At 43.8% G+C, this 18,986-nt stretch carries 18 protein-coding genes and 3 pseudogenes; 17 read left to right on the top strand and 4 right to left on the bottom strand.

All coding sequences use genetic code 11. The annotated features are described in order from the left end of the window. Positions 1–72 precede the first annotated feature (72 nt). The 3 genes from L950_RS10935 to mobA form a co-directional block, all read right to left on the bottom strand. Positions 73–741 (bottom strand): hypothetical protein, encoded by a 669-nt coding sequence (locus tag L950_RS10935; protein ID WP_021192148.1) that lies wholly within the window; start codon positions 739–741, stop codon positions 73–75. 272 nt (positions 742–1,013) lie between these two features. Further along, a complete protein-coding gene (gene mobB, locus L950_RS10930; RefSeq protein WP_021192147.1) occupies positions 1,014–2,318 on the bottom strand; it encodes a conjugal transfer protein MobB in 1,305 nt (434 codons plus the stop codon). A 1-nt stretch (position 2,319) separates the two neighbouring features. Continuing rightward, positions 2,320–2,757, bottom strand: a complete 438-nt coding sequence (gene mobA / locus L950_RS10925) for a conjugal transfer protein MobA (protein ID WP_031289589.1) — start codon at positions 2,755–2,757, stop codon at positions 2,320–2,322. 753 nt (positions 2,758–3,510) lie between these two features. Between mobA and L950_RS10920 the strand changes: the two genes are divergently transcribed. From L950_RS10920 to L950_RS10905, 4 genes are all read left to right on the top strand, one after another. Continuing rightward, on the top strand, positions 3,511–4,278 hold the full coding sequence (locus L950_RS10920) for a ParA family protein (RefSeq protein ID WP_021192145.1): 768 nt from the start codon (positions 3,511–3,513) through the stop codon (positions 4,276–4,278). A 5-nt stretch (positions 4,279–4,283) separates the two neighbouring features. Next, positions 4,284–4,706 carry a DUF3408 domain-containing protein gene (locus L950_RS10915; RefSeq protein WP_021192144.1) on the top strand — a complete coding sequence of 141 codons (423 nt, stop codon included), beginning with the start codon at positions 4,284–4,286 and terminating at the stop codon, positions 4,704–4,706. A gap of 11 nt (positions 4,707–4,717) precedes the next feature. Then, positions 4,718–4,993, top strand: coding sequence for a DUF3408 domain-containing protein (locus L950_RS10910; protein ID WP_046792024.1), 276 nt, complete (start codon positions 4,718–4,720; stop codon positions 4,991–4,993). A 130-nt stretch (positions 4,994–5,123) separates the two neighbouring features. Beyond that, on the top strand, positions 5,124–5,633 hold the full coding sequence (locus L950_RS10905; protein WP_316930605.1) for a conjugal transfer protein TraD: 510 nt from the start codon (positions 5,124–5,126) through the stop codon (positions 5,631–5,633). A 16-nt stretch (positions 5,634–5,649) separates the two neighbouring features. Here the strand turns inward: L950_RS10905 and L950_RS10900 are convergent. Continuing rightward, a pseudogene (locus L950_RS10900) lies at positions 5,650–8,606 on the bottom strand (TrlF family AAA-like ATPase). 199 nt (positions 8,607–8,805) lie between these two features. On the opposite strand from L950_RS10900, the gene L950_RS10895 reads away from it, so the two are divergent. The 13 genes and pseudogenes from L950_RS10895 to L950_RS10835 form a co-directional block, all read left to right on the top strand. Next, positions 8,806–9,111: a DUF4134 domain-containing protein gene (locus L950_RS10895; protein WP_021192140.1), complete on the top strand. Its 306-nt coding sequence runs from the start codon at positions 8,806–8,808 to the stop codon at positions 9,109–9,111. 43 nt (positions 9,112–9,154) lie between these two features. After that, complete coding sequence (locus L950_RS10890) at positions 9,155–9,961, top strand: DNA adenine methylase (protein WP_031289587.1); 807 nt, start codon at positions 9,155–9,157, stop codon at positions 9,959–9,961. After that, positions 9,958–10,290: a DUF4133 domain-containing protein gene (locus tag L950_RS10885; protein WP_021192138.1), complete on the top strand. Its 333-nt coding sequence runs from the start codon at positions 9,958–9,960 to the stop codon at positions 10,288–10,290. The genes L950_RS10890 and L950_RS10885 overlap by 4 nt, the downstream gene beginning before the upstream one ends. Next, positions 10,287–12,842 (top strand): annotated as a pseudogene (locus L950_RS10880) (TraG family conjugative transposon ATPase). Before L950_RS10885 ends, L950_RS10880 begins: the two are co-directional and overlap by 4 nt. Positions 12,843–12,864: 22 nt before the next feature. Next, on the top strand, positions 12,865–13,497 hold the full coding sequence (locus L950_RS10875) for a DUF4141 domain-containing protein (RefSeq protein WP_031289585.1): 633 nt from the start codon (positions 12,865–12,867) through the stop codon (positions 13,495–13,497). Positions 13,498–13,500: 3 nt separating this feature from the next. Further along, complete coding sequence (gene traJ, locus L950_RS10870) at positions 13,501–14,496, top strand: conjugative transposon protein TraJ (protein ID WP_021192136.1); 996 nt, start codon at positions 13,501–13,503, stop codon at positions 14,494–14,496. Between the two features lie 15 nt (positions 14,497–14,511). Continuing rightward, on the top strand, positions 14,512–15,135 hold the full coding sequence (gene traK, locus L950_RS10865) for a conjugative transposon protein TraK (protein ID WP_021192135.1): 624 nt from the start codon (positions 14,512–14,514) through the stop codon (positions 15,133–15,135). A gap of 10 nt (positions 15,136–15,145) precedes the next feature. Continuing rightward, positions 15,146–15,573: pseudogene (locus L950_RS10860) on the top strand (hypothetical protein). A gap of 13 nt (positions 15,574–15,586) precedes the next feature. Further along, entirely contained in the window at positions 15,587–15,874 is a 288-nt protein-coding gene (locus tag L950_RS10855; RefSeq protein ID WP_021192133.1) for a nitrogen regulatory IIA protein, read from the top strand. Beyond that, positions 15,861–17,183, top strand: a complete 1,323-nt coding sequence (gene traM / locus L950_RS10850) for a conjugative transposon protein TraM (protein WP_021192132.1) — start codon at positions 15,861–15,863, stop codon at positions 17,181–17,183. Before L950_RS10855 ends, traM begins: the two co-directional genes overlap by 14 nt. Positions 17,184–17,207: 24 nt before the next feature. After that, complete coding sequence (traN, locus tag L950_RS10845; protein WP_031289582.1) at positions 17,208–18,110, top strand: conjugative transposon protein TraN; 903 nt, start codon at positions 17,208–17,210, stop codon at positions 18,108–18,110. Between the two features lie 17 nt (positions 18,111–18,127). After that, complete coding sequence (locus L950_RS10840; RefSeq protein WP_031289581.1) at positions 18,128–18,685, top strand: conjugal transfer protein TraO; 558 nt, start codon at positions 18,128–18,130, stop codon at positions 18,683–18,685. A 72-nt stretch (positions 18,686–18,757) separates the two neighbouring features. After that, positions 18,758–18,986, top strand: a 229-nt coding sequence (locus L950_RS10835) for a TraQ conjugal transfer family protein (RefSeq protein ID WP_231577107.1), incomplete at its 3' end; no start/stop codon positions are given.

Here is an 18,986-nt window from a genome sequence, read left to right as displayed (position 1 = left end):
GTCATTATTGGTTAAAAAAATCGGGTTCTGTTTACTAATGAAAGTTGCAAAGATCCTAATTCAACTTTTGTCTTAAATATAGACCTTGCCCTCAATACCGAATGCTTTAGGCTTTTGAAGTGATTGCTTTTCTAATTCATCTTTTTCTCCCTTTCTTGTATAAACATCAAAAATGGCTTCCCTATTTTTGCCCTGTAAATACTTCCCTGTGCTTCTTTCCAACCATCCACTCGCTATAACTCCAACGAATTTTTTGTAATGAATTCTGTTTGCCAATGGGCTTGAACCATTGAAATTTTCTCGTGCGTTACCAGTGAGATTAGCTTGTGGATGTAATTCGTGATTGTATTTCCACCACACAGATATTCTTAATTCATCGAACCCAATATCTTGCCAGAGGATTACCGATGGATAACCAAATAATTCAACGAAAATATGTCCGTTCTCACTATCTGACGATTTACCATTTAAGGAAATAATACGTTTGTCCAACAAGGTGTTAATTGCTGATATAAGCAAATTTCTGTAAGGATTGACCTTTTGAATTGTTGCAGGTTTAGTTTGAGAGATATCCTGTTCTAAATTTTTACTGGCATTAAGAAAGTGTTTCCAATTCTTAAAGCCTGCGTTTATAGATGCTTTGTCCAATGCTTGAACATGGCTGATATTTTCCTGCTTTTTGATTTTTTTGGCTTGACGTTTAATGAAATCGCCTGTATGCCCATTTACTTTATTATTCATCTTTCTACAATCTCTCGTCTGAAAAATGTCACTCATCAACCATATTCCGAAACGAGATAGTTGTTTCGATGATAATAATATATTAAGAGGTACGGTGCTGATACAGCTTTGCTATGATGAGTGGCACGCTTCCGTCTAAAGCATAGGACAAAGTTAAATAAAAAGGAACAACTTTTTTTGTGTGCTTAGAAAATAATTGAATTTAAGTAACTGTTGAAACTAAAACCACAAAGACCAAGATGTTAATCCTGGTCATTGGTGGTTAAAGAAAGTTAGTGTTGTCTTCCCCGTTTTCTGTGTTTCTTCTTTTTCTTCATACGGTTGGCAAATTCCTGTTCCTCGTAGTCTTCGCCCTGTGCCTCTGGTAGTAGCCCACCCAATCCGTTTATCCATAGATCATCGGTCGGCTGTTCTTTATTAAGGAAGTTAAAAAGTGCGTGGGCTTCTTCTTTCTCTATGGCAGTACCGTTACCTGCGGTCGGTGGCTGATTTTGTGCATTTGTGTTTTCAGTTTCTCGGCGTTGCTCGACCGCCTGCTCATTCCACCAATCATTAAAGACATTAGCCGATAGGTTTTTGCCCAAAGCTGAACCGTTCCAAACGGTACGGCTTTCGTGGTCAATAAAAGTGATGCCATAGATACGTCCCTCATTGTTGCGCCGTACCACGGTATTGATGCCCTGCTCCATCAGTTGCTTTTTAAAATCGGCTTCATCGGTGGCGGTGTGCATCGCTACTTCAATGGTACTTTTGAGGACGGCTCTTGTGGGGTCGGCTTTCATTTTCTCCTTAGCCTTTGCGAATTGATTTTGCAATTCGTCCAGCCCTGCCTGTTTACCAAAAAGGGATGCCTTAAAAGGATTGCTCGCTTTTTCGCCCTGTTCGTTCATTGCAAAATAGACAAGACCGTTTTTAGGCTGTCCGTGCAATTCCCCTTTGACTTCCTCTGCCGTGATATTGAAAAGTGAAAGCAAGGCATTGTATGCTCCGAGGCTTGCGTACCCGTAATACTTCGGCAGGTGTCGCACCACCGATGCAATTTGGCTCTTAACGTCTCCGGCTCTGTAATCCACCGGACGGAAAACCTCCTCGTTTCCTGTGCGCTGTTTTTCCGTTGCAGGTATGAGGTTATACGTTTGCTCCAAATCCCGACAGATTGCCATCGAACGGGGATGATCGTAACTATCCGGTAGCTTCTTCCCGTCCAAACCCACACACACCGTTACGATATGAATATGGGTACGTTCAATATCGGTATGCTTAAAAACAACATAGGGTTGGTTACCGTACCCCATGCGCTCCATATATTCCTTCGCCATTTTCACGAACTGCCCATCGCTGACCCTGTCCGCAGGATCAGGGTTCAGCGATATGTGGCGCACTGGCTTTTCCGTTCTGATATTTGCGGACAGATACGGCTCAAAACACTGGTGCAGGTAATTGGTCGAATAGGTATTATCCAATGTTTCAGGTATTCTGTTCAACAACAAAACCTGCCCATTTTCACTATCAATTTTCTTTTGGTTGTATGAAATTGCACCGTACAAATTTTCGCCCTTGCCAATCTTTGCTATCATCTTATCGGTGTTTTTGCAGGTGTTTTTTTTCAAATTCTTGTGTTAGCTCAATCACTTTCCGGCAAAAGTCCGCCATTTCTGCCGTCTGCTTTTCCAGTTTAAAGAGGTAAGCCGATGCCTTTTTCTCTGAGAAATTGCGGTAAAGTATCTTCACGATTTGGTTGTAATTCACGCCAACTGCTCTAAACTGGCTGTAAAAATTGGTCAGCCTCGTATGAAAATCGACTGCATCCATATCAATTTTTACGGTCTTGATTGGCTTCTGAAAAATGCAGGCTGTAATAAAATGTGCCATTACTTTCATTCCCGATTGCTCGAATATTGTAAGGAACTGTGCATTTTCCATGTCGTTGAGACTAATCGAATAACGGTGGATGGCAGGGTCTTTTTTAGGCTTGCGACCAACTTTGTTTGTTCGGTTTCTTTTGTTGTCTTCCATATCTAAATCCATTAATAACCGAGCTTCAGCGAGCTCAACTTTAGTTAATTGTCATAAACCCCGACTTCGGAGGGTGTTTAAAAAGCTCTCCGCCAGTTGGCGGAGCAAGTGGTTTTTAGCTGCGGAATTTATTTCGAGCAGCTAAAAATATAACTTGCTCTGTTCGGGTGAACAGAAAATCCGCCCTGCGGGTCGGATTGGGTAAAGCGGAAAAAAACGGCTTTGTGCCGTTCCGCCCATAACTTCTATTCTCCAATGATTTCTCCATTCACCCCTTGCATTTAAGCCCTTACAAAGTAAGGGTAGCTTTTTCAAAGCATTGCCCTATCCGCCACGACCAAACATTGCCAAAAAATGCCGTGGATTACCGCTTTAAATCAATGGAACGGAATAACCTGCTTCTTTGCGCTATCAGTCACGCAAGCCTGTTTGCAGTCATCCGCTCCCGATGGCAGTTGTGAAAGATGGAGCGCAGGAATGCCGGAACACATGACGGCGTTCCGCTCGGCAGGCAGGAATAACGGATGGCATGAAAGCCATCCTGTAACCATTCCAATGGGCAGGACAACAGGCAAGCCATCGGTCTTGCCTGTGTGAAAGCCGGAATGACGGCATGGCTGATTGAACGAATGACGGCAAGCCCGACAGACGGGATTGTATCAAGACTGCCGGACAGTGTGCAGGGATGACAGCCCTGTTTCATGCAGGACGGCAGGCAGTTCACGGAAATAGAAACTTAAAAATAGAATAGAAATGGAAGCAACAAACAGGACAAAATTCATTGCTTTTTCAAGCCAAAAAGGGGGCGTTGGGAAAAGCACGTTTACAACCGTTACGGCAAGCATACTCCATTACCAAATGGGTTATAACGTAGCCGTCTTTGACTGCGATTACCCACAGCACAGCATCTGTCAGATGAGGGAACGGGATTTGAAAGCGGTCATGCAGAACGAGGTATTGAAAAAACTGGCACACCGCCAATTCTCGACCATCAACAAGAAAGCCTATCCGGTACTGCAAAGTAGGGCTGACAATGCCCTAACGGATGCGGAAGCATTCATACAGTCCTCGACCGTTCCCGTGGATATGGTTTTCTTCGACTTAACCGGAACGGTGAACACTTCGGGCTTGCTGAACACACTGGCAGGGATGCACCATATCTTTTCGCCCATCACGGCAGACCGTGTGGTCATGGAAAGCACATTGAGCTTTACCGATGTGCTGACCAATGTCCTCATGAAGCATGGGCAGACCTCTATCGAAACCATACGGCTGTTTTGGAACATGGTCGATGGCAGGGAAAAATCGCACCTGTACGAAATCTACGGCAACGTCATTAACGAGGTCGGACTGCAAGCGATGGAAACACGTATTGCCGACAGCAAACGCTTCCGCAAGGAAAGCGAGGCAACGGCAAAGACCGTCTTCCGCTCCACGCTATTACCTCCCGACAAAAGATTGATGAAAACCTCCGGCTTGGATTTGTTCATCAGTGAATTTTTAAGAACCGTCAAACTGTAACCGCTATGGAAAATGAAAACAAGAAAAAGCCGAATGCCCCGATTGACGAGGCTTATCTCATGTCCATCATGGCAGGCGAAACAAAGAAGCCCCAACAGGCGGTAGCACCCCAAGAGCCGACCGCAGAGCCGACAAAGGAGACGGCAACGGAAAAGCCCGTAGCCAAAGAGCGCACCCGACAAAAGAGAGCTTCCGATACGGGCTATGGCGAGCGTTTCCTCAACAGCCACACCATGACACGCCGTGGCGATAAGAGCATCTACATCCGGCAGGAATACCACGAACGGCTTTCCCGTATCGTGCAGGTTATCGGGGAGGACAAGATACCCCTATATGCCTATTTGGACAATATTCTCGAACATCATTTTGAGCAATTCGAGAAAGCCATCACCGATGATTTTAACAATAAGTTTAAACCCATTTTTTAAAGTATTCGATTATGAAGAAGACACAGCAAAAACAACAGGAAAAGATACTGCGCAAAGCCCATTATCAAACGGCATTTTTAAGACCGACAGGGGTTGTGGCAAGGTGCGGAAAATCGGTCTACATAAGCCCCGATTTCCACAAGAAATTATCCCGTATCGTCTTTCTGCTCGGAGAGGGAAAAATCACCCTTTCCGATTACCTGCACAGTGTATTGAAACACCACTTTGAGGAGTTCGGAGACGAAATAAAGATTATCTACGCCGACAAGCAAAAGCCAATCTTATAGCTATGGAAACATTGATTGTAACATGCCTTATCATCGTCATCATCCTTTTGCTGAAAGATAAGGTGGTCATCCATAAGACCGTCCGCAGGGAGCAAAGCCAGAAAAGAAAAACCCCGACCTGCCGGATATTATGGGGCTTCCCAAGCCTGTGGAACGCCACACGTTGTCACTGAATGCCACAAAGAGACAATCGGGCGAACGTGACGGGATAGCTGATAATTTTGGAACAGAAACCTACGGGATAGGTTTAGGATTGGAAAATCCGCAGATTGAGGGAGAGCCGGATGAAGTTTTCGGGAGTATGTCCGATTTTGAAAATGAGGAAGACGAATGGGATGAGTACGGGTTTGAGGACAGCGACAATGAGTTTGCCACAGGGGTTACCTTTGATGAACTGACGACCGTGGGGGCATGGTTGGAACAAGAAGTACCAGAGCCTGCCCTGCAACAAAAAGCGGTGGATATAGTTCAGCGATTACAGGGAACGGAATTGTTCGGTCTGCTCGAAAACTCAATGGAGGGGGCTTCACGGAAGATTGCAGAATTATTGGACAAGAGCCTCTCCGCCGGAACGGATTTCAGTTCTCCCGATTTGCGGAAAAGTGATTTGGAAGATTTCGACATCGGGGAGTTTGTTTAAGCTCCCCGATTGTCAATTAGTGAAACCTGTATTTTTTCTCTCGCATAATAAACGCATCTTTGCCTCCCTCGACAATATCCGCAATATGTTGCCTAATGCCCATTGACTTTAAAACATCTGTTTCCGTAGCGATTTTGTCAAAGGAGTTTTCAATAGCCCCGTTGATGTAGTCGAATTTAAAAACACTTGTTGATTGTTCATCGTTTTGACCTTTTTGATTAGCTACGATAACATTTTCAGCATCCGCATTTACTACAATATTCGCATTGTGTGTGACTATAATTATCTGACGTTCGAGTTTTTTACTTCTAAGGTAATTGACTAAATCTGTCGTGATTGACCTATTATCAAGGTTATCCTCGGGCTGGTCTATTAATATAGGTGCTTTAGATTTACTTAGACCAATAATCAGCATCAAGATAACAAAGCTTGCCTTTCCAGTGGACATTGCCCCCAGCTTATCATTTTTGTAGGTTATGTCCCAATAATCGAAGAAATAATCCTCTAAAACAATTTTTACTGCTGTTTGAATAGAAGTCCTGTTTGTAAGGGCGTATCGTTTCGTTATCAAATCATCAAACAATTTAGTAACTTCCTCTAAAATGAAATTAAAATCAGCATGGTCGGTTGCCTTTTTATTGGCTCCTAAAATACTATATTGATTGTACGAGGCTGTTCTACCATCACTTATTGCATAAATTTCTTTCCATAGTTTTGCATAATTGAATTGCGCTTTACCAACAATTCCCAAACCGTCTTTTTCCAATTCAATCGTTCTGCCTTTCAAAGAAGCTATTATATTAAGATATTCTTGATAGCTATTTTTGTAGATTGTAAAAATCTCATTCTTGGTTTCACCAAGTAACCTTTTCTTGTCTTGTATTTTTTTAGAAAGTGTTTCAATATCTGACAAAGATTTTTTGTCGTTTGCAATTGACTGGTTAAGCACTTCAATAGATTTTTTTACTTGTTCGTCTTTCAGATAAGGTTGGATACTACCATTTACCCTTTTCTGTTCGTCACGAATAGCTAAAAGAACATCACTAAATTTACAAGAGTTTTTAAACGTCCGTATACCTTCTTCATTTGTTTGAATTTCAATTGAAGTATTTATTTCATTAATCTTTTCAAGAAGAGTATCTATTCCCGCATATTCAGATTGATAAAAGTCTTTGATTTCCTGCAATTTCAACTGTCCGATTATAGTGTCTTTTTTCTGTTTAATACTTCCAAGACTTTGGACTAATTCATTGTTGAGACTTTGGATTGTAGAAAAATCGTCTTTAAAATCTTGAAGTTTTGAATTGCTGATTTCCAATTTAGTTTGCAAAGCATTATATGCAGTAACTTGTTCGGGTGTAAGCCCTGTGCTTTTGTTTAATTCCTCAACCTTTAAGGTATTTGTCTCAATATTCTTTTCTAAAACGGATTTATTCGATTTAGTTTTTAGCTCGGCTTCTAAAGTGTCTATCTCACTTTGCGTTTCGAAATACAAATCAATTTTCGCATTCCTCAATTTATCATTTTGAAAAACCTTATTTACAAAATCCTGATACCACTCTTTAGAAGTATCATCCTCTATAATTAGGTCACGAACGAGTTTATTTAAAGATTTACCTTTTTTATTAAGGTCAGGTTCAGCAAGCTTCACCAAGTAGTTCTGTGGAATATATTTAATCTCGGGAAGTATCGAATTTTCGTCTTCTTGCCTTTTTAGGTTTTGGGTGAACCCTCCTTTGGTTGTTATTTGAAAATCAAATCCATTCTCAATCTTATCTAAGTCATACTTTTCCGTTCCATCGTCATTTTTTAATACTGTTTCATCCGCTGAAAGAGTTTTAGCAATTGCATAAAGTAGAATTGACTTTCCCGAAGACTTCCCGCCAATTATAACATTGAGATTAGGGTTGAGATGTATAGATGTAGTTGAGAAGACATTATTAGGAGATATGAAAGAAACCTGCTCAATTATTAGCTTCTCTTCCTTAAAGTCTGGAGCCTCGTTTTGAATTTTAACCCTATGTTCAGGCTCAAAGCAAATTTGTCTTAACCCCTCGAAATTCAAATCACTTTTTACCCATGTAAACTTGGAAAATAAGTCATCTTCTTTATGAGCATCACACCCAACAATACAAGGTTTTAACGACCCTCTATGTTTGACAACATCCTCCACTTCCTGTTTATAGACAATTTCATTATACTCTTCTGTTCCCTCTAATCTCTTTCCAATAAAATACTTAATATCTTTTGCATTTGCTGAAAATATAGCATCTGAAATGTGATAAATAGACTTTCTCAATCCATCTAAACTACCATTTTCATTTTCAAATAAATTATAGTGCTTTTGGATTGCAGAAGCACCATCGTTGTTCGAGTTACTTACGACAAGTAGCGTATTATCTCTAAACCTCTTATTGGATAATCGTTCCCTTAAAGACTTTAAATCGATGACAAAATTTTCTATACCTTTTTCGTATTGCTTATGAGGTTCAGTAATATTGGGGTCTAAAGTCCTACCATAAGAAGTTATCCCATGTCGGTTCATTTTTACACCCTCTTGATTTTCTATATGAGAAAAGAAATCATTTTCTAAATCTGCTACGTAATCAGGATTGAATAAGCAATGGATATTTATTAGACGTCCTTTATCAGTAGAGGGCAACATCCTAAGTTCAACATTTGGAAAGATGAATATCTCGTTGATGAATTTAATCTCATCGTCATTAAATAGCTTGTTGCCTATCCAATCGGTTTTGGCTTCAATATTCTGTCTGTATTCGACGGCTTCAAGATACTTTCAATTGAAAAATAATCAGTTATAGCAATAGCCGAAATTTGATTTTCAAAAGCCTTTTTAAAAAAAATATGAAAGAAGTCATCCATTGATGATGACAAAAATTGGTCGTTTTTATTAGTTCCTTTGGTATGAACATGAAAGTTCCATTTTCTCCATTTTGACCCTATAATCCCCATGTTATTTATTACGTGTTAGTTGGTAAATATATTCTCCAATAAAATGCACTAATATAATCATTCTTTTACTTCGATAGCCAATAACTGCCAATTCATTCCGCTGATTTCCAGTTTCCCATAACGCTTCGATTTCCATAAGACTTTTGTTCCGAAAGCCCGCAAGGAGTGGGAATTAGTAACAATTTAATTCAGTTAAATCATGGAAAAACAAAGCAAAAAAGTATTGCTGACAGGCGTTGCGTTCCTGTCGGCATTCGGTGTGTTCGCACAGGGCAACGGCTCGGCAGGCATCCAAGAAGCCACGCAGATGGTAACGAGTTACTTCGACCCTGCAACCCAACTCATCTATGCGATTGGGGCAGTGGTCGGGCTAATCGGAGGCGTAAAGGTGTACAACAAATTTAGTAGCGGTGACCCCGATACAAGCAAGACGGCAGCGTCGTGGTTTGGGGCTTGTATCTTCCTAATCGTAGCGGCGACCATTCTCCGCTCATTCTTCCTGTAAATCATTAACGAGTAAATTATTGAAAATGTCGAAAAAGGAAAGAATGAAAACTCCATTAACATACTACGGAGGCAAGCAAAGTCTTGTACAGGTCATACTGCCGTTTATCCCAAAGCATCAGACCTATGTTGAACCCTTTGTAGGTGGTGGAGCAATATTTTGGGCAAAACCGCCCTCAAAAGTGGAAGTAATCAACGATTACAATCGGGAGCTTATCAACTTTTACGAAGTCTGCAAAAACGATTTCGTGGATTTGGAAAAGCTCGTAAGGATTAGCCTGCACAGTCGGTCATTACACAGCGATGCACAGGTTATTTATAATCACCCTCACTTGTTCTCCAGACTGCAAAGAGCTTGGGCTGTTTGGGTACTCTGCAATCAATCGTTCAGTTCAAAGATGGATGATAGTTGGGGGTACGATAAGTTAAGACCTACATCTTCTAAAAGACTATTTAACAAACGGCAATCATTTACAGAAGATTATGCTATCCGTTTGCAGAATGTTCAGATAGAGAATACGGATGCACTACGCATCATCAACTCCCGTGATTATGAGCAGGCTTTTCACTATTGCGACCCGCCCTATTTCAACGCTGACTGTGGGCATTACGATGGTTATTCCCGTGACGATTATTTGGCTCTGCTCAAATGCCTTTCCGGTATAAAAGGAAAATTCCTTTTGAGCAGTTACCCAAGCAGTGAGTTGACAGAGTTCACGAAAAAACATGATTGGTACAATATCAATCTACATCGGGAGGTATTCGTAGATACCAATGGTGGGAAGCCAAGAGGAAAAAAGGTTGAGGTATTAACAGCAAATTATGAACTCAAAAAATCAGATGGATTATGAGCAATTACAATATCAATAAAGGTATCGGTAGAACGGTCGAGTTCAAAGGACTGAAAGCACAGTACCTGTTCATCTTCGCCGGAGGATTGCTCGGTGTGCTTGTCCTTGTCATGGTTATGTACATGGCAGGCGTAAACTCCTACGTGTGCCTGCTTGTCGGGGCAGGCGGTGCTTCGCTCATCGTTTGGCAAACATTCGCATTGAACGGCAAATACGGCGAACATGGATTGATGAAAGTCGGGGCAAAGAAAAGGCATCCGAAATACATCATCTGTCGCAGAGCCGTACACCGCTATTTAAAATTCACTTCTAAATCCAATCATTTATGAGAAATACAGGAAAAGCCACAACGTTGGAAAGCAAGCTTCCATTACTGGCGGTGGAACACAACTGCATCATTTCAAAGGATGCAGACATCACGGCTTGCTTTCGGGTACACCTGCCGGAACTGTTCACGGTAGCATCGGCGGAATACGATGCCATACACTCGGCATGGCACAAGGCTATCAAGACCCTGCCGGACTACACCATTGTCCACAAACAGGATTGGTACATCAAGGAAAATTATGCGCCGGACATTGCACAGGAAGACCAGAGTTTTCTTGCAAAGTCCTATCAACAGCATTTCAACGAACGTCCTTTTTTAAACCACTACTGTTACCTGTTCCTCACCAAGACGACCAAAGAGCGGATGCGGATGCAGAGCAACTTTCGTCACTCTGCAAAGGTGTCCTTATCCCGAAAGAAATTAGGGATAAAGAAACCGTCCGAAAGTTTATGGAAGCGGTGGCACAGTTTGAGCGGATTATCAATGATAGCGGTTTTGTGAAACTGGAACGCTTGACCGAGGATGACATCATCGGCACAGGCGACAAACAGGGATTGCTCGAACAGTACCTTACCCTGTCGAGGGAAGCCGGAACGCCGATGCAGGATATAGCTTTGGGAAGTGAGGACGTGCGTATCGGCAACAAAAGGCTGTGCCTGCATACCCTGTCCGATACGGACGATTTGCCCAACACGGTATCGGCAAATACGAGGTATGAAAAACTGTCCACGGACAGGAGCGATTGCCTGCTGTCCTTTGCTTCTCCGGTTGGCTTGCTCCTTAGTTGCAACCATATCTATAACCAGTATCTGTTTTTGGATAACAGCGATGAGAACCTGCGCAAGTTTGAAAAGTCAGCCCGTAATATGCACTCACTGGCAAGGTATAGCCGTGCCAATCAGATTAACAAAGAGTGGATTGAAAGGTATCTGAACGAAGCGCACAGCTTCGGGCATTCTTCTATCCGTGCGCACTTCAATGTGATGGCATGGTCGGATGACCCCCACGAACTCAAACAGCTAAAGAACGACACGGGCAGTGCGCTCGCTTTGATGGAATGCAAACCGAGGCATAACACGATGGATGTTGCCACGCTGTATTGGGCAGGCATGGCAGGCAATGCAGGCGATTTTCCGGCAGAGGAAAGTTTCTATACGTTCATCGAACCTGCCCTGTGTTTCTTCACCGAGGAAACCAACTACCAAAATTCGCCATCGCCTTTCGGTATCAAGATGGCAGACCGATTGACAGGAAAGCCCATCCATTTGGATATATCAGATTTGCCTATGAAGCGAGGCATTATCACAAATCGCAATCGCTTCGTGTTAGGCCCATCTGGGGGTTGGCGGGCTATTCTTAATTGAGTAGCCCGCCAACCCTCCAAATTGGAAGTGGAAAATCATTCTTCACCAATCACATGGTGAGGCAGTATTATGAGCAAGGCTCTCATGTACTATTGGTCGATACGGGCAACTCTTATCAAGGGCTGTGCGAACTGATTAAGGGAAAGACAAAAGGAAAAGACGGTGTGTATTTTACCTACACCGAAGACAACCCGATAGCATTCAATCCATTTTATACGGACGATGGAGTTTTCGACATCGAAAAAAGGGAAAGCATCAAAACGCTCATCCTTACGCTTTGGAAACGTGACGATGAACCGCCGACCCGTTCGGAGGAAGTGGCGTTGTCCAACGCCGTGAGCGGTTACATCGAGCGTATCAAGCAAAGCGGTGAATACCCCTCTTTCAATGGATTTTACGAGTACGTAAAGGTGATTACAAAAAGGTACTGGAAGAAAAACAGGTAAGGGAAAAAGACTTTGATGTTGCAGGTTTCCTCAATGTATTAGAGCCTTATTATCGTGGTGGTGAGTACGATTACCTGCTCAATTCAGACAAGCAACTCGACCTGCTTTCCAAACGCTTTATCGTGTTTGAGATAGATGCGATTAAAGACCACAAAATCCTCTTTCCCATAGTGACCATCATCATTATGGAGGTCTTCATCAACAAGATGCGCAGGCTCAAAGGTGTGCGTAAAATGATACTGATTGAGGAAGCGTGGAAAGCCATCGCCAAAGAGGGAATGGCAGAGTACATCAAGTACCTTTTTAAGACCGTCCGCAAATTTTTTGGTGAGGCTATCGTGGTCACGCAGGAAGTGGACGACATCATCCAATCACCCGTGGTCAAAGAAAGTATCATTAACAATTCCGACTGTAAAATCCTCTTAGACCAAAGGAAATACATGAACAAGTTTGACGACATCCAAGCGATGCTCGGACTGACGGAAAAGGAAAAATCCCAAATCCTTTCCATCAATCAGAACAATGACCCGTCAAGGCTTTACAAAGAGGTGTGGATTGGGCTTGGCGGTACGCACTCCGCCGTGTATGCCACAGAGGTATCGCTCGAAGAATACCTCGCATACACCACGGAGGAAACCGAGAAAATGGAGGTCATGCAACTGGCTTCTGAACTGGACGGCAATGTGGAAATGGCGATAAAACGCATTGCCCAACAAAGACGGGAAAAAGGAAATAGTTATTAATCATTTTAAAAAATCAGAAACAATGAAAAAAGTAATGTTACTGGTGTGTACGACATTTATGCTTGCCGTTGCACCGTCCGCAAAAGCACAATTTGTGGTTACCGACCCTGCAAACCTTGCATCGGGTATCATCAACAGTGCGAATGAAATCATACAGACCTCATCCACCGTTTCAAACGTGGTAAAAAATTTCAACGAGGTAAAAAAAGTGTATGAACAGGGCAAGGAGTATTACGACAAACTGAAAGCCGTAAACAACCTTGTGAGGGATGCCCGAAAAGTGCAACAGACCGTGTTGCTCGTTGGGGATGTGTCCGAAATGTACGTGAACAATTTCGGCAAGATGATGAACGACCCGAATTTCAGCCCACAGGAACTGACGGCAATCGCCAACGGTTATTCCACGCTCTTGAACGAGAGTACCGAACTGCTCAAAGAACTGAAACAGATTGTTACCTCAACCTCGCTATCCCTCAATGACAAGGAACGTATGGACATTATTGATAAGGTGTACAAAGAGGTCAAGGATTACCACAGCCTTGTCCGGTATTACACCAACAAGAATATCTCCGTAAGCATTTTGAGAGCAAAAAAACAGAACAACACCCAAAGGGTGCTTGAACTGTACGGTACTGCTGAACAAAAATACTGGTAAGCTATGGAATGGAACAATCTTCACGAACTCCTGCGCTCGCTGTACGATGAGATGCTCCCACTGTCCGCCGATATGGCGACAGTGGCAAAGGGCATCGCCGGATTGGGCGCACTGTTCTACGTGGCACTGAAAGTGTGGCAGGCATTGAGCCGTGCTGAACCGATAGACGTGTTTCCGCTCCTGCGACCGTTCGCCATCGGGCTTGCCATTATGTTCTTCCCGACCATCGTATTGGGAACTATCAATGCGGTAATGTCTCCTGTGGTAAAAGGCACACACGCCATGCTCGAAAATCAGGTGCTTGACCTCAACCAATTGCAACAGCAAAAAGACCAGTTGGAACGGGAAGCCATGCTCCGCAATCCCGAAACCGCTTACCTCGTAAGCGATGAGGAATTTGATAAGAAACTGGACGAATTGGGATGGTCGCCGTCCGATTTAGCTACCATGTCGGGAATGTACCTTGACCGACAAGCCTATAAGATAGAAAAAGCCATAAAGGAATGGTTTCGCAACCTTTTGGAGATGCTTTTCCAAGCATCGGCACTGGTCATAGATACCATACGGACGTTCTTTCTCATCGTGCTGTCCATACTCGGGCCGATAGCCTTTTCGATAAGTGTATGGGATGGTTTTCAGTCCACACTTACGCAATGGCTGACCCGATATATCAGCGTGTACCTATGGTTGCCCATATCCGATATGTTCAGCTCCATACTTGCGAAAATACAATCGCTTATACTGGAACGGGATATTGAAATGCTTGCCGACCCTACGTATATCCCCGACACATCCAATACGGTGTATATCATCTTCATGCTGATTGGGATTGTGGGCTACTTCACCGTTCCAACGGTGGCAGGTTGGGTTATCCAAGCCGGAGGCGCAGGGAACTTCATGCGCAACGTCAACCAAACGGCATCGAAAACCGGAAACATCGCCGGAGCGGGAACGGGGGCAGTTGCAGGTAACATCGGTGGCAGGTTAATGAACAAATAATAAACATTGGTAAAAATGGAATTTAAGACACTAAGAAATATCGAAAACAGCTTTAGGCAAATACGGCTGTATGCCATTGTATTTGCCGTACTCTGCATCGCAGTGGTAGGATATGCCGTATGGCAGTCCTACCAGTTTGCGGAGGCACAACGCCAAAAGGTTTATGTACTGGACAACGGTAAATCATTGATGTTGGCACTGTCACAGGATGCAAGCCTCAACAGACCTGTTGAGGCAAGGGAACACGTTAAGCGTTTCCATGAACTGTTCTTTACGCTCGCACCGGATAAGAACGCCATCGAAAGCAACATGAAAAGGGCTTTTAACCTTGCCGACAAATCGGCATTTGATTATTACAAAGACCTTTCGGAAAAAGGGTACTACAACCGTATCATTTCGGGCAACGTGCAACAGCGTATCGAAGTGGACAGCGTGGTCTGCAACTTCGATACCTATCCGTATGCGGTAAGAACGTATGCCAAACAATTTATCATTCGGTCAAGCAACGTAACAAGGCGAAGCCTTGTGACCTCTTGCTATCTCGTGAACTCCGTCCGCTCGGACAACAACCCACAGGGTTTCAATATCGAAAAGTTTGCCGTGTTGGAAAACAGAGACGTAGAAGTTATAGACCGCTAAAATCAAGATTATGGAAACAATATCAGATTTGAACACGTTTGCCAAAATCCTTACTGCAAAAGGATATGACGGCTATTTCCATACGCAGGGAGCGTATGCCGGAAAGTTGAAAGACAGTATAAGTGAATACCTCGAAAACTGCCGGAACGGTACGGAGGGCGCACCAAAGTCACAGTTATTATTGACGGGCTTTCTACAATGGGCAGGCGAAGACAAGCCGTATGTAGAATGTTGTATGTGGGTGAAATACCTAAACGGCAAATTCTTCTTGGGCAGAATGGAGGTTACAAGAAAAGACCATTCGGGCAATTACTGAAACAATCGGAATTGACCGACCTGTCCGTGGTTACCGCTCCCAAAGCAAGGGAGGCAATCGCTATGGTGAGCGATGCACCGGAGCAAAAGACGGTTCACAGGCGGAAGCGGTTCAGCCTTTAAAACGGATTAAGGCATGAAAAATCTAAGAACAACAATCAGTAATTGGTTTGACAAGCTCGATGGACAGTGGCGAGCGATGCCTGTTAAAAAACAGCATCGCTACACGCTACTGCTCTTTTTGGGCTATGCGCTATTGTCCGTTGTCGTGCTATTGAAAGTGTGCTACGATGTAGCAAAGTCCGATAACACCCTAACGATAGAGCATATCGAAAACCCGATTAACAGGAAAAACAATTCCTCGGTTTCTCCGCAGGACAGTATTAACACAATCTTAAAAGATAAAAATTATGAAAGACAGTGAAAACAAAAGGGTAAGTTTTTTGGTCGAAGATGGCGACCCAAACGGAATGGATGCACCGCAGGACGGTGCGCAGAACAAAGGCGAAAAGCTAAAAAAGCCCATCATTTTTGCCCTTATGGGTGTGGTGTTCCTCGGCTGTATGTATCTAATCTTCAAACCATCCTCCGATAAGAAAACGATTGAGGATATTGGTCTGAACGATGCCGTACCGCAGGCTACCGATGCAGGGCTTCAATCCGATAAGCAAAAGGCTTATGAACAGGAAATGCTCGAACAGAAAATACAGGAAAAGCGCAATACGCTCCTGTCACTATCCGACTATTGGAGCGAGGACAGTAACGCCGATCTGGAAGCGGAGCAACCGGATGAGGACTACGAAGACGGCTACGCTTACAGCGGTGGTACACGCCGGAACAGCAACCCCGCTCTGAACAGTTACCGGAGTGCGCAAAGTACGCTGACCTCATTCTACGACAACAGCGATTATGAAACGCAGGAACTCCGTAAACAGATTGAGGAACTGAAAGAGCAATTGGCTGAAAAGGACGTACCGCCTACAACGACCGTGGAAGAGCAACTGGCTTTGATGGAAAAGTCATACGAAATGGCTTCCCGTTACCTGCCCTCAACTCCGGCACAAATGGGTAATGCAGACACAACGGTTTCGGCAAAGAATGTCTCGCAAAATGAACATTTTGTGGCATTCACTCCCGTAAGGAAAAATACGGTGTCCGCATTGTACCGTGAGCCGACCGACAGTGCGTTTTTGGCGAACTGGAACGAAACCCGAAACCGTGGTTTTTATACGGCAGGTGTTTCGGAACAGGTCGTACAGCCCAAAAACAGTATCAAGGCGGTAGTACAGGAAACACAGACCGTTACGGGTGAAAGCGGTGTACGGTTGCGTTTGTTGGAAACGGCACAAACTCCCGTCCGTTCCATTCCGACAGGAACGGTATTGACGGCTAACGCAAAGTTTCAAGGTGGCAGGTTGCAATTAAAGGTTACCTCCATCGAATTTGAGGGCAATATTATTCCGGTTGATATAACCGTGTATGATGTGGACGGACAGCAAGGGCTATATGTACCGTATTCCCCCGAAATGAATGCCCTTAGCGAGATTGCCTCCAACATGAGCCAAACCTCCGGTACTTCCATCATGATGACACGCTCGGCAGGGCAACAGGTGGCAGGTGACCTTTCCCGTGGCATGGTGCAGGGCGTATCGGGTTACTTCTCCAAGAAAGTAAGGACACCGAAAGTAACCGTCAAAGCCGGTCATCAGATTTTCCTCGTTTCAAAAAATTAATGTTCAACAAAAATCAAAAAGAAAATGAAAGCAATATTTAAAAGCCTCATGGCAATGGTCTGTTTGACAGTCTTTATCGCAGGTGCAAATGCACAGCAAGTGGCATCCAGTTTGGCAAAATTGAGCATGGGTAAGGTTGAGCCTTACGAAATGCAGGTGACGTACAGCAAGACCTCGCACCTCATATTCCCGTCCGCAATCCGCTACGTGGATTTGGGCAGTGAATACCTTATCGCAGGCAAAGCCGAAGATGCGGAAAACGTACTCCGTATAAAGGCAAGCGTAAGGGATTTTGACGAGGAAACCAATTTTTCGGTCATCACGGACGATGGTCGGTTCTACAATTTCAATGTCTTTTACAGCCCTTATCCGCTGGCGTTGAATTATGATTTGCTTACGATGCAAAAGGCATCGGACAGGGAAAACGGCAACGATGTTCTGTTTGAGGAATTGGGGGGCAATTCGCCGTCACTGGCGGGCTTGCTCATGGAAACGATTTACAAAAAGAACAAAAGGATTGTAAAGCATATCGGGGCAAAAAGCTACGGTATACAATTCCTGCTGAAAGGTATTTATGTTCACAACGGAAAATTCTATTTCCATACGGAATTAAGGAACAAAAGCAATGTTCCGTTCACTATTGACTTTGTGAATTTCAAGGTCGTGGACAAGAAAGTAGCAAAACGTACCGTGGTACAGGAAAAGGCAATGAACCCATTGCGAATGTACAAAACGCTCGATGAAATTACGGGCAATACCACCGACCAAAACGTGTTCCTGCTCGACCAGTTTACCATCACGGATGACAAGGTTCTGATTATTGAAATCTTTGAAAAGAACGGTGGCAGACAACAGGTGTTGCAGGTGGAAAACTCCGACCTCGTACACGCCAAGTTGATAAGCGATATGCACCTAAAGATTAATTAACCCAAAAGGAACGAACAATGAAAAAATACATTTTTGCCGTGGTGCTTACCATGTTGAGCATGACGGCAGTACAGGCACAGCGTATGCTCCCAAAACAAAAGGGATTGGAAGTAAACGCAGGTATGCTGTCCAAAGAAATGAGCGACAATTACTATCTGAATTTGACACTGACCGTGAACGGAAAGAACGGCAGTTACTGGATATGGGGTGCGGAGTACACCCATCAGCTTTCCGGTTACAGGGATGTACAGATACCGCTCGAAACCTATACGGGCGAGGCAGGTTACAGTCTTCAGTTATTGGGCGATGCAAGAAAAACCATCACGCTGAATGCAGGGCTTACAGCCGTGGCAGGTTACGAAACCATCAACCGGAGCAAAGCAATGCTACCGGACGGCTCGACCATCCTCGATAAAGACAATTTTGTCTACGGTACGGGCGGACGGCTCACGCTCGAAACGTACCTGTCCGACCGTTTTGTCCTGCTCCTGCAAGGGCGTACCAAAGTGCTTTGGGGTACGGATTTGAAACAGTTCCGTCCATCGGCAGGGATTGGACTAAGGTTTAACTTTTAAAATTGATTTGCAATGAAAATATTAATCAGAAAATACGGGCTACATTTACAGGCGATGTTCTTGCTCATGGCAATGTTGGTTTGTTCGGTGGTGCTGACCTCCTGTGAAAAAGACGACCTCGACATCAGGCAGAACTACCCTTTTGAGGTACAGGTAATGCCTGTACCCAAAGAGGTAACGGACGGACAGACCATTGAAATAAGGGTTACCATTGAGCGGTCGGGCAATTTCAACGATGCGAAATACTTTATCCGTTATTTTCAGTTTGACGGAACGGGCATATTGAGATACCACGATGAGC

Origin of the sequence: Sphingobacterium sp. IITKGP-BTPF85, assembly GCF_001006065.1 — a bacterium.
GTDB classification, from domain to species: domain Bacteria; phylum Bacteroidota; class Bacteroidia; order Sphingobacteriales; family Sphingobacteriaceae; genus Sphingobacterium; species Sphingobacterium anhuiense.
The sequence above is the reverse complement of the archived record's forward strand: the minus strand, read 5'-3'. Positions and strand labels throughout refer to the sequence as shown.

Excerpts from the sequence above, each read along its gene's own strand:
- L950_RS10935 (WP_021192148.1), bottom strand. The coding sequence starts at position 741 with ATGAATAATAAAGTAAATGGGCATACAGGCGATTTCATTAAACGTCAA.
- L950_RS10915 (WP_021192144.1), top strand. The coding sequence starts at position 4,284 with ATGGAAAATGAAAACAAGAAAAAGCCGAATGCCCCGATTGACGAGGCT.
- L950_RS10855 (WP_021192133.1), top strand. The coding sequence starts at position 15,587 with ATGAAAAATCTAAGAACAACAATCAGTAATTGGTTTGACAAGCTCGAT.
- L950_RS10920 (WP_021192145.1), top strand. The coding sequence starts at position 3,511 with ATGGAAGCAACAAACAGGACAAAATTCATTGCTTTTTCAAGCCAAAAA.
- traM (WP_021192132.1), top strand. The coding sequence starts at position 15,861 with ATGAAAGACAGTGAAAACAAAAGGGTAAGTTTTTTGGTCGAAGATGGC.
- L950_RS10840 (WP_031289581.1), top strand. The coding sequence starts at position 18,128 with ATGAAAAAATACATTTTTGCCGTGGTGCTTACCATGTTGAGCATGACG.
- traN (WP_031289582.1), top strand. The coding sequence starts at position 17,208 with ATGAAAGCAATATTTAAAAGCCTCATGGCAATGGTCTGTTTGACAGTC.
- L950_RS10905 (WP_316930605.1), top strand. The coding sequence starts at position 5,124 with ATGGGGCTTCCCAAGCCTGTGGAACGCCACACGTTGTCACTGAATGCC.
- L950_RS10895 (WP_021192140.1), top strand. The coding sequence starts at position 8,806 with ATGGAAAAACAAAGCAAAAAAGTATTGCTGACAGGCGTTGCGTTCCTG.
- L950_RS10885 (WP_021192138.1), top strand. The coding sequence starts at position 9,958 with ATGAGCAATTACAATATCAATAAAGGTATCGGTAGAACGGTCGAGTTC.
- L950_RS10910 (WP_046792024.1), top strand. The coding sequence starts at position 4,718 with ATGAAGAAGACACAGCAAAAACAACAGGAAAAGATACTGCGCAAAGCC.
- L950_RS10875 (WP_031289585.1), top strand. The coding sequence starts at position 12,865 with ATGAAAAAAGTAATGTTACTGGTGTGTACGACATTTATGCTTGCCGTT.
- mobB (WP_021192147.1), bottom strand. The coding sequence starts at position 2,318 with ATGATAGCAAAGATTGGCAAGGGCGAAAATTTGTACGGTGCAATTTCA.
- traJ (WP_021192136.1), top strand. The coding sequence starts at position 13,501 with ATGGAATGGAACAATCTTCACGAACTCCTGCGCTCGCTGTACGATGAG.
- mobA (WP_031289589.1), bottom strand. The coding sequence starts at position 2,757 with ATGGAAGACAACAAAAGAAACCGAACAAACAAAGTTGGTCGCAAGCCT.
- L950_RS10890 (WP_031289587.1), top strand. The coding sequence starts at position 9,155 with ATGAAAACTCCATTAACATACTACGGAGGCAAGCAAAGTCTTGTACAG.
- traK (WP_021192135.1), top strand. The coding sequence starts at position 14,512 with ATGGAATTTAAGACACTAAGAAATATCGAAAACAGCTTTAGGCAAATA.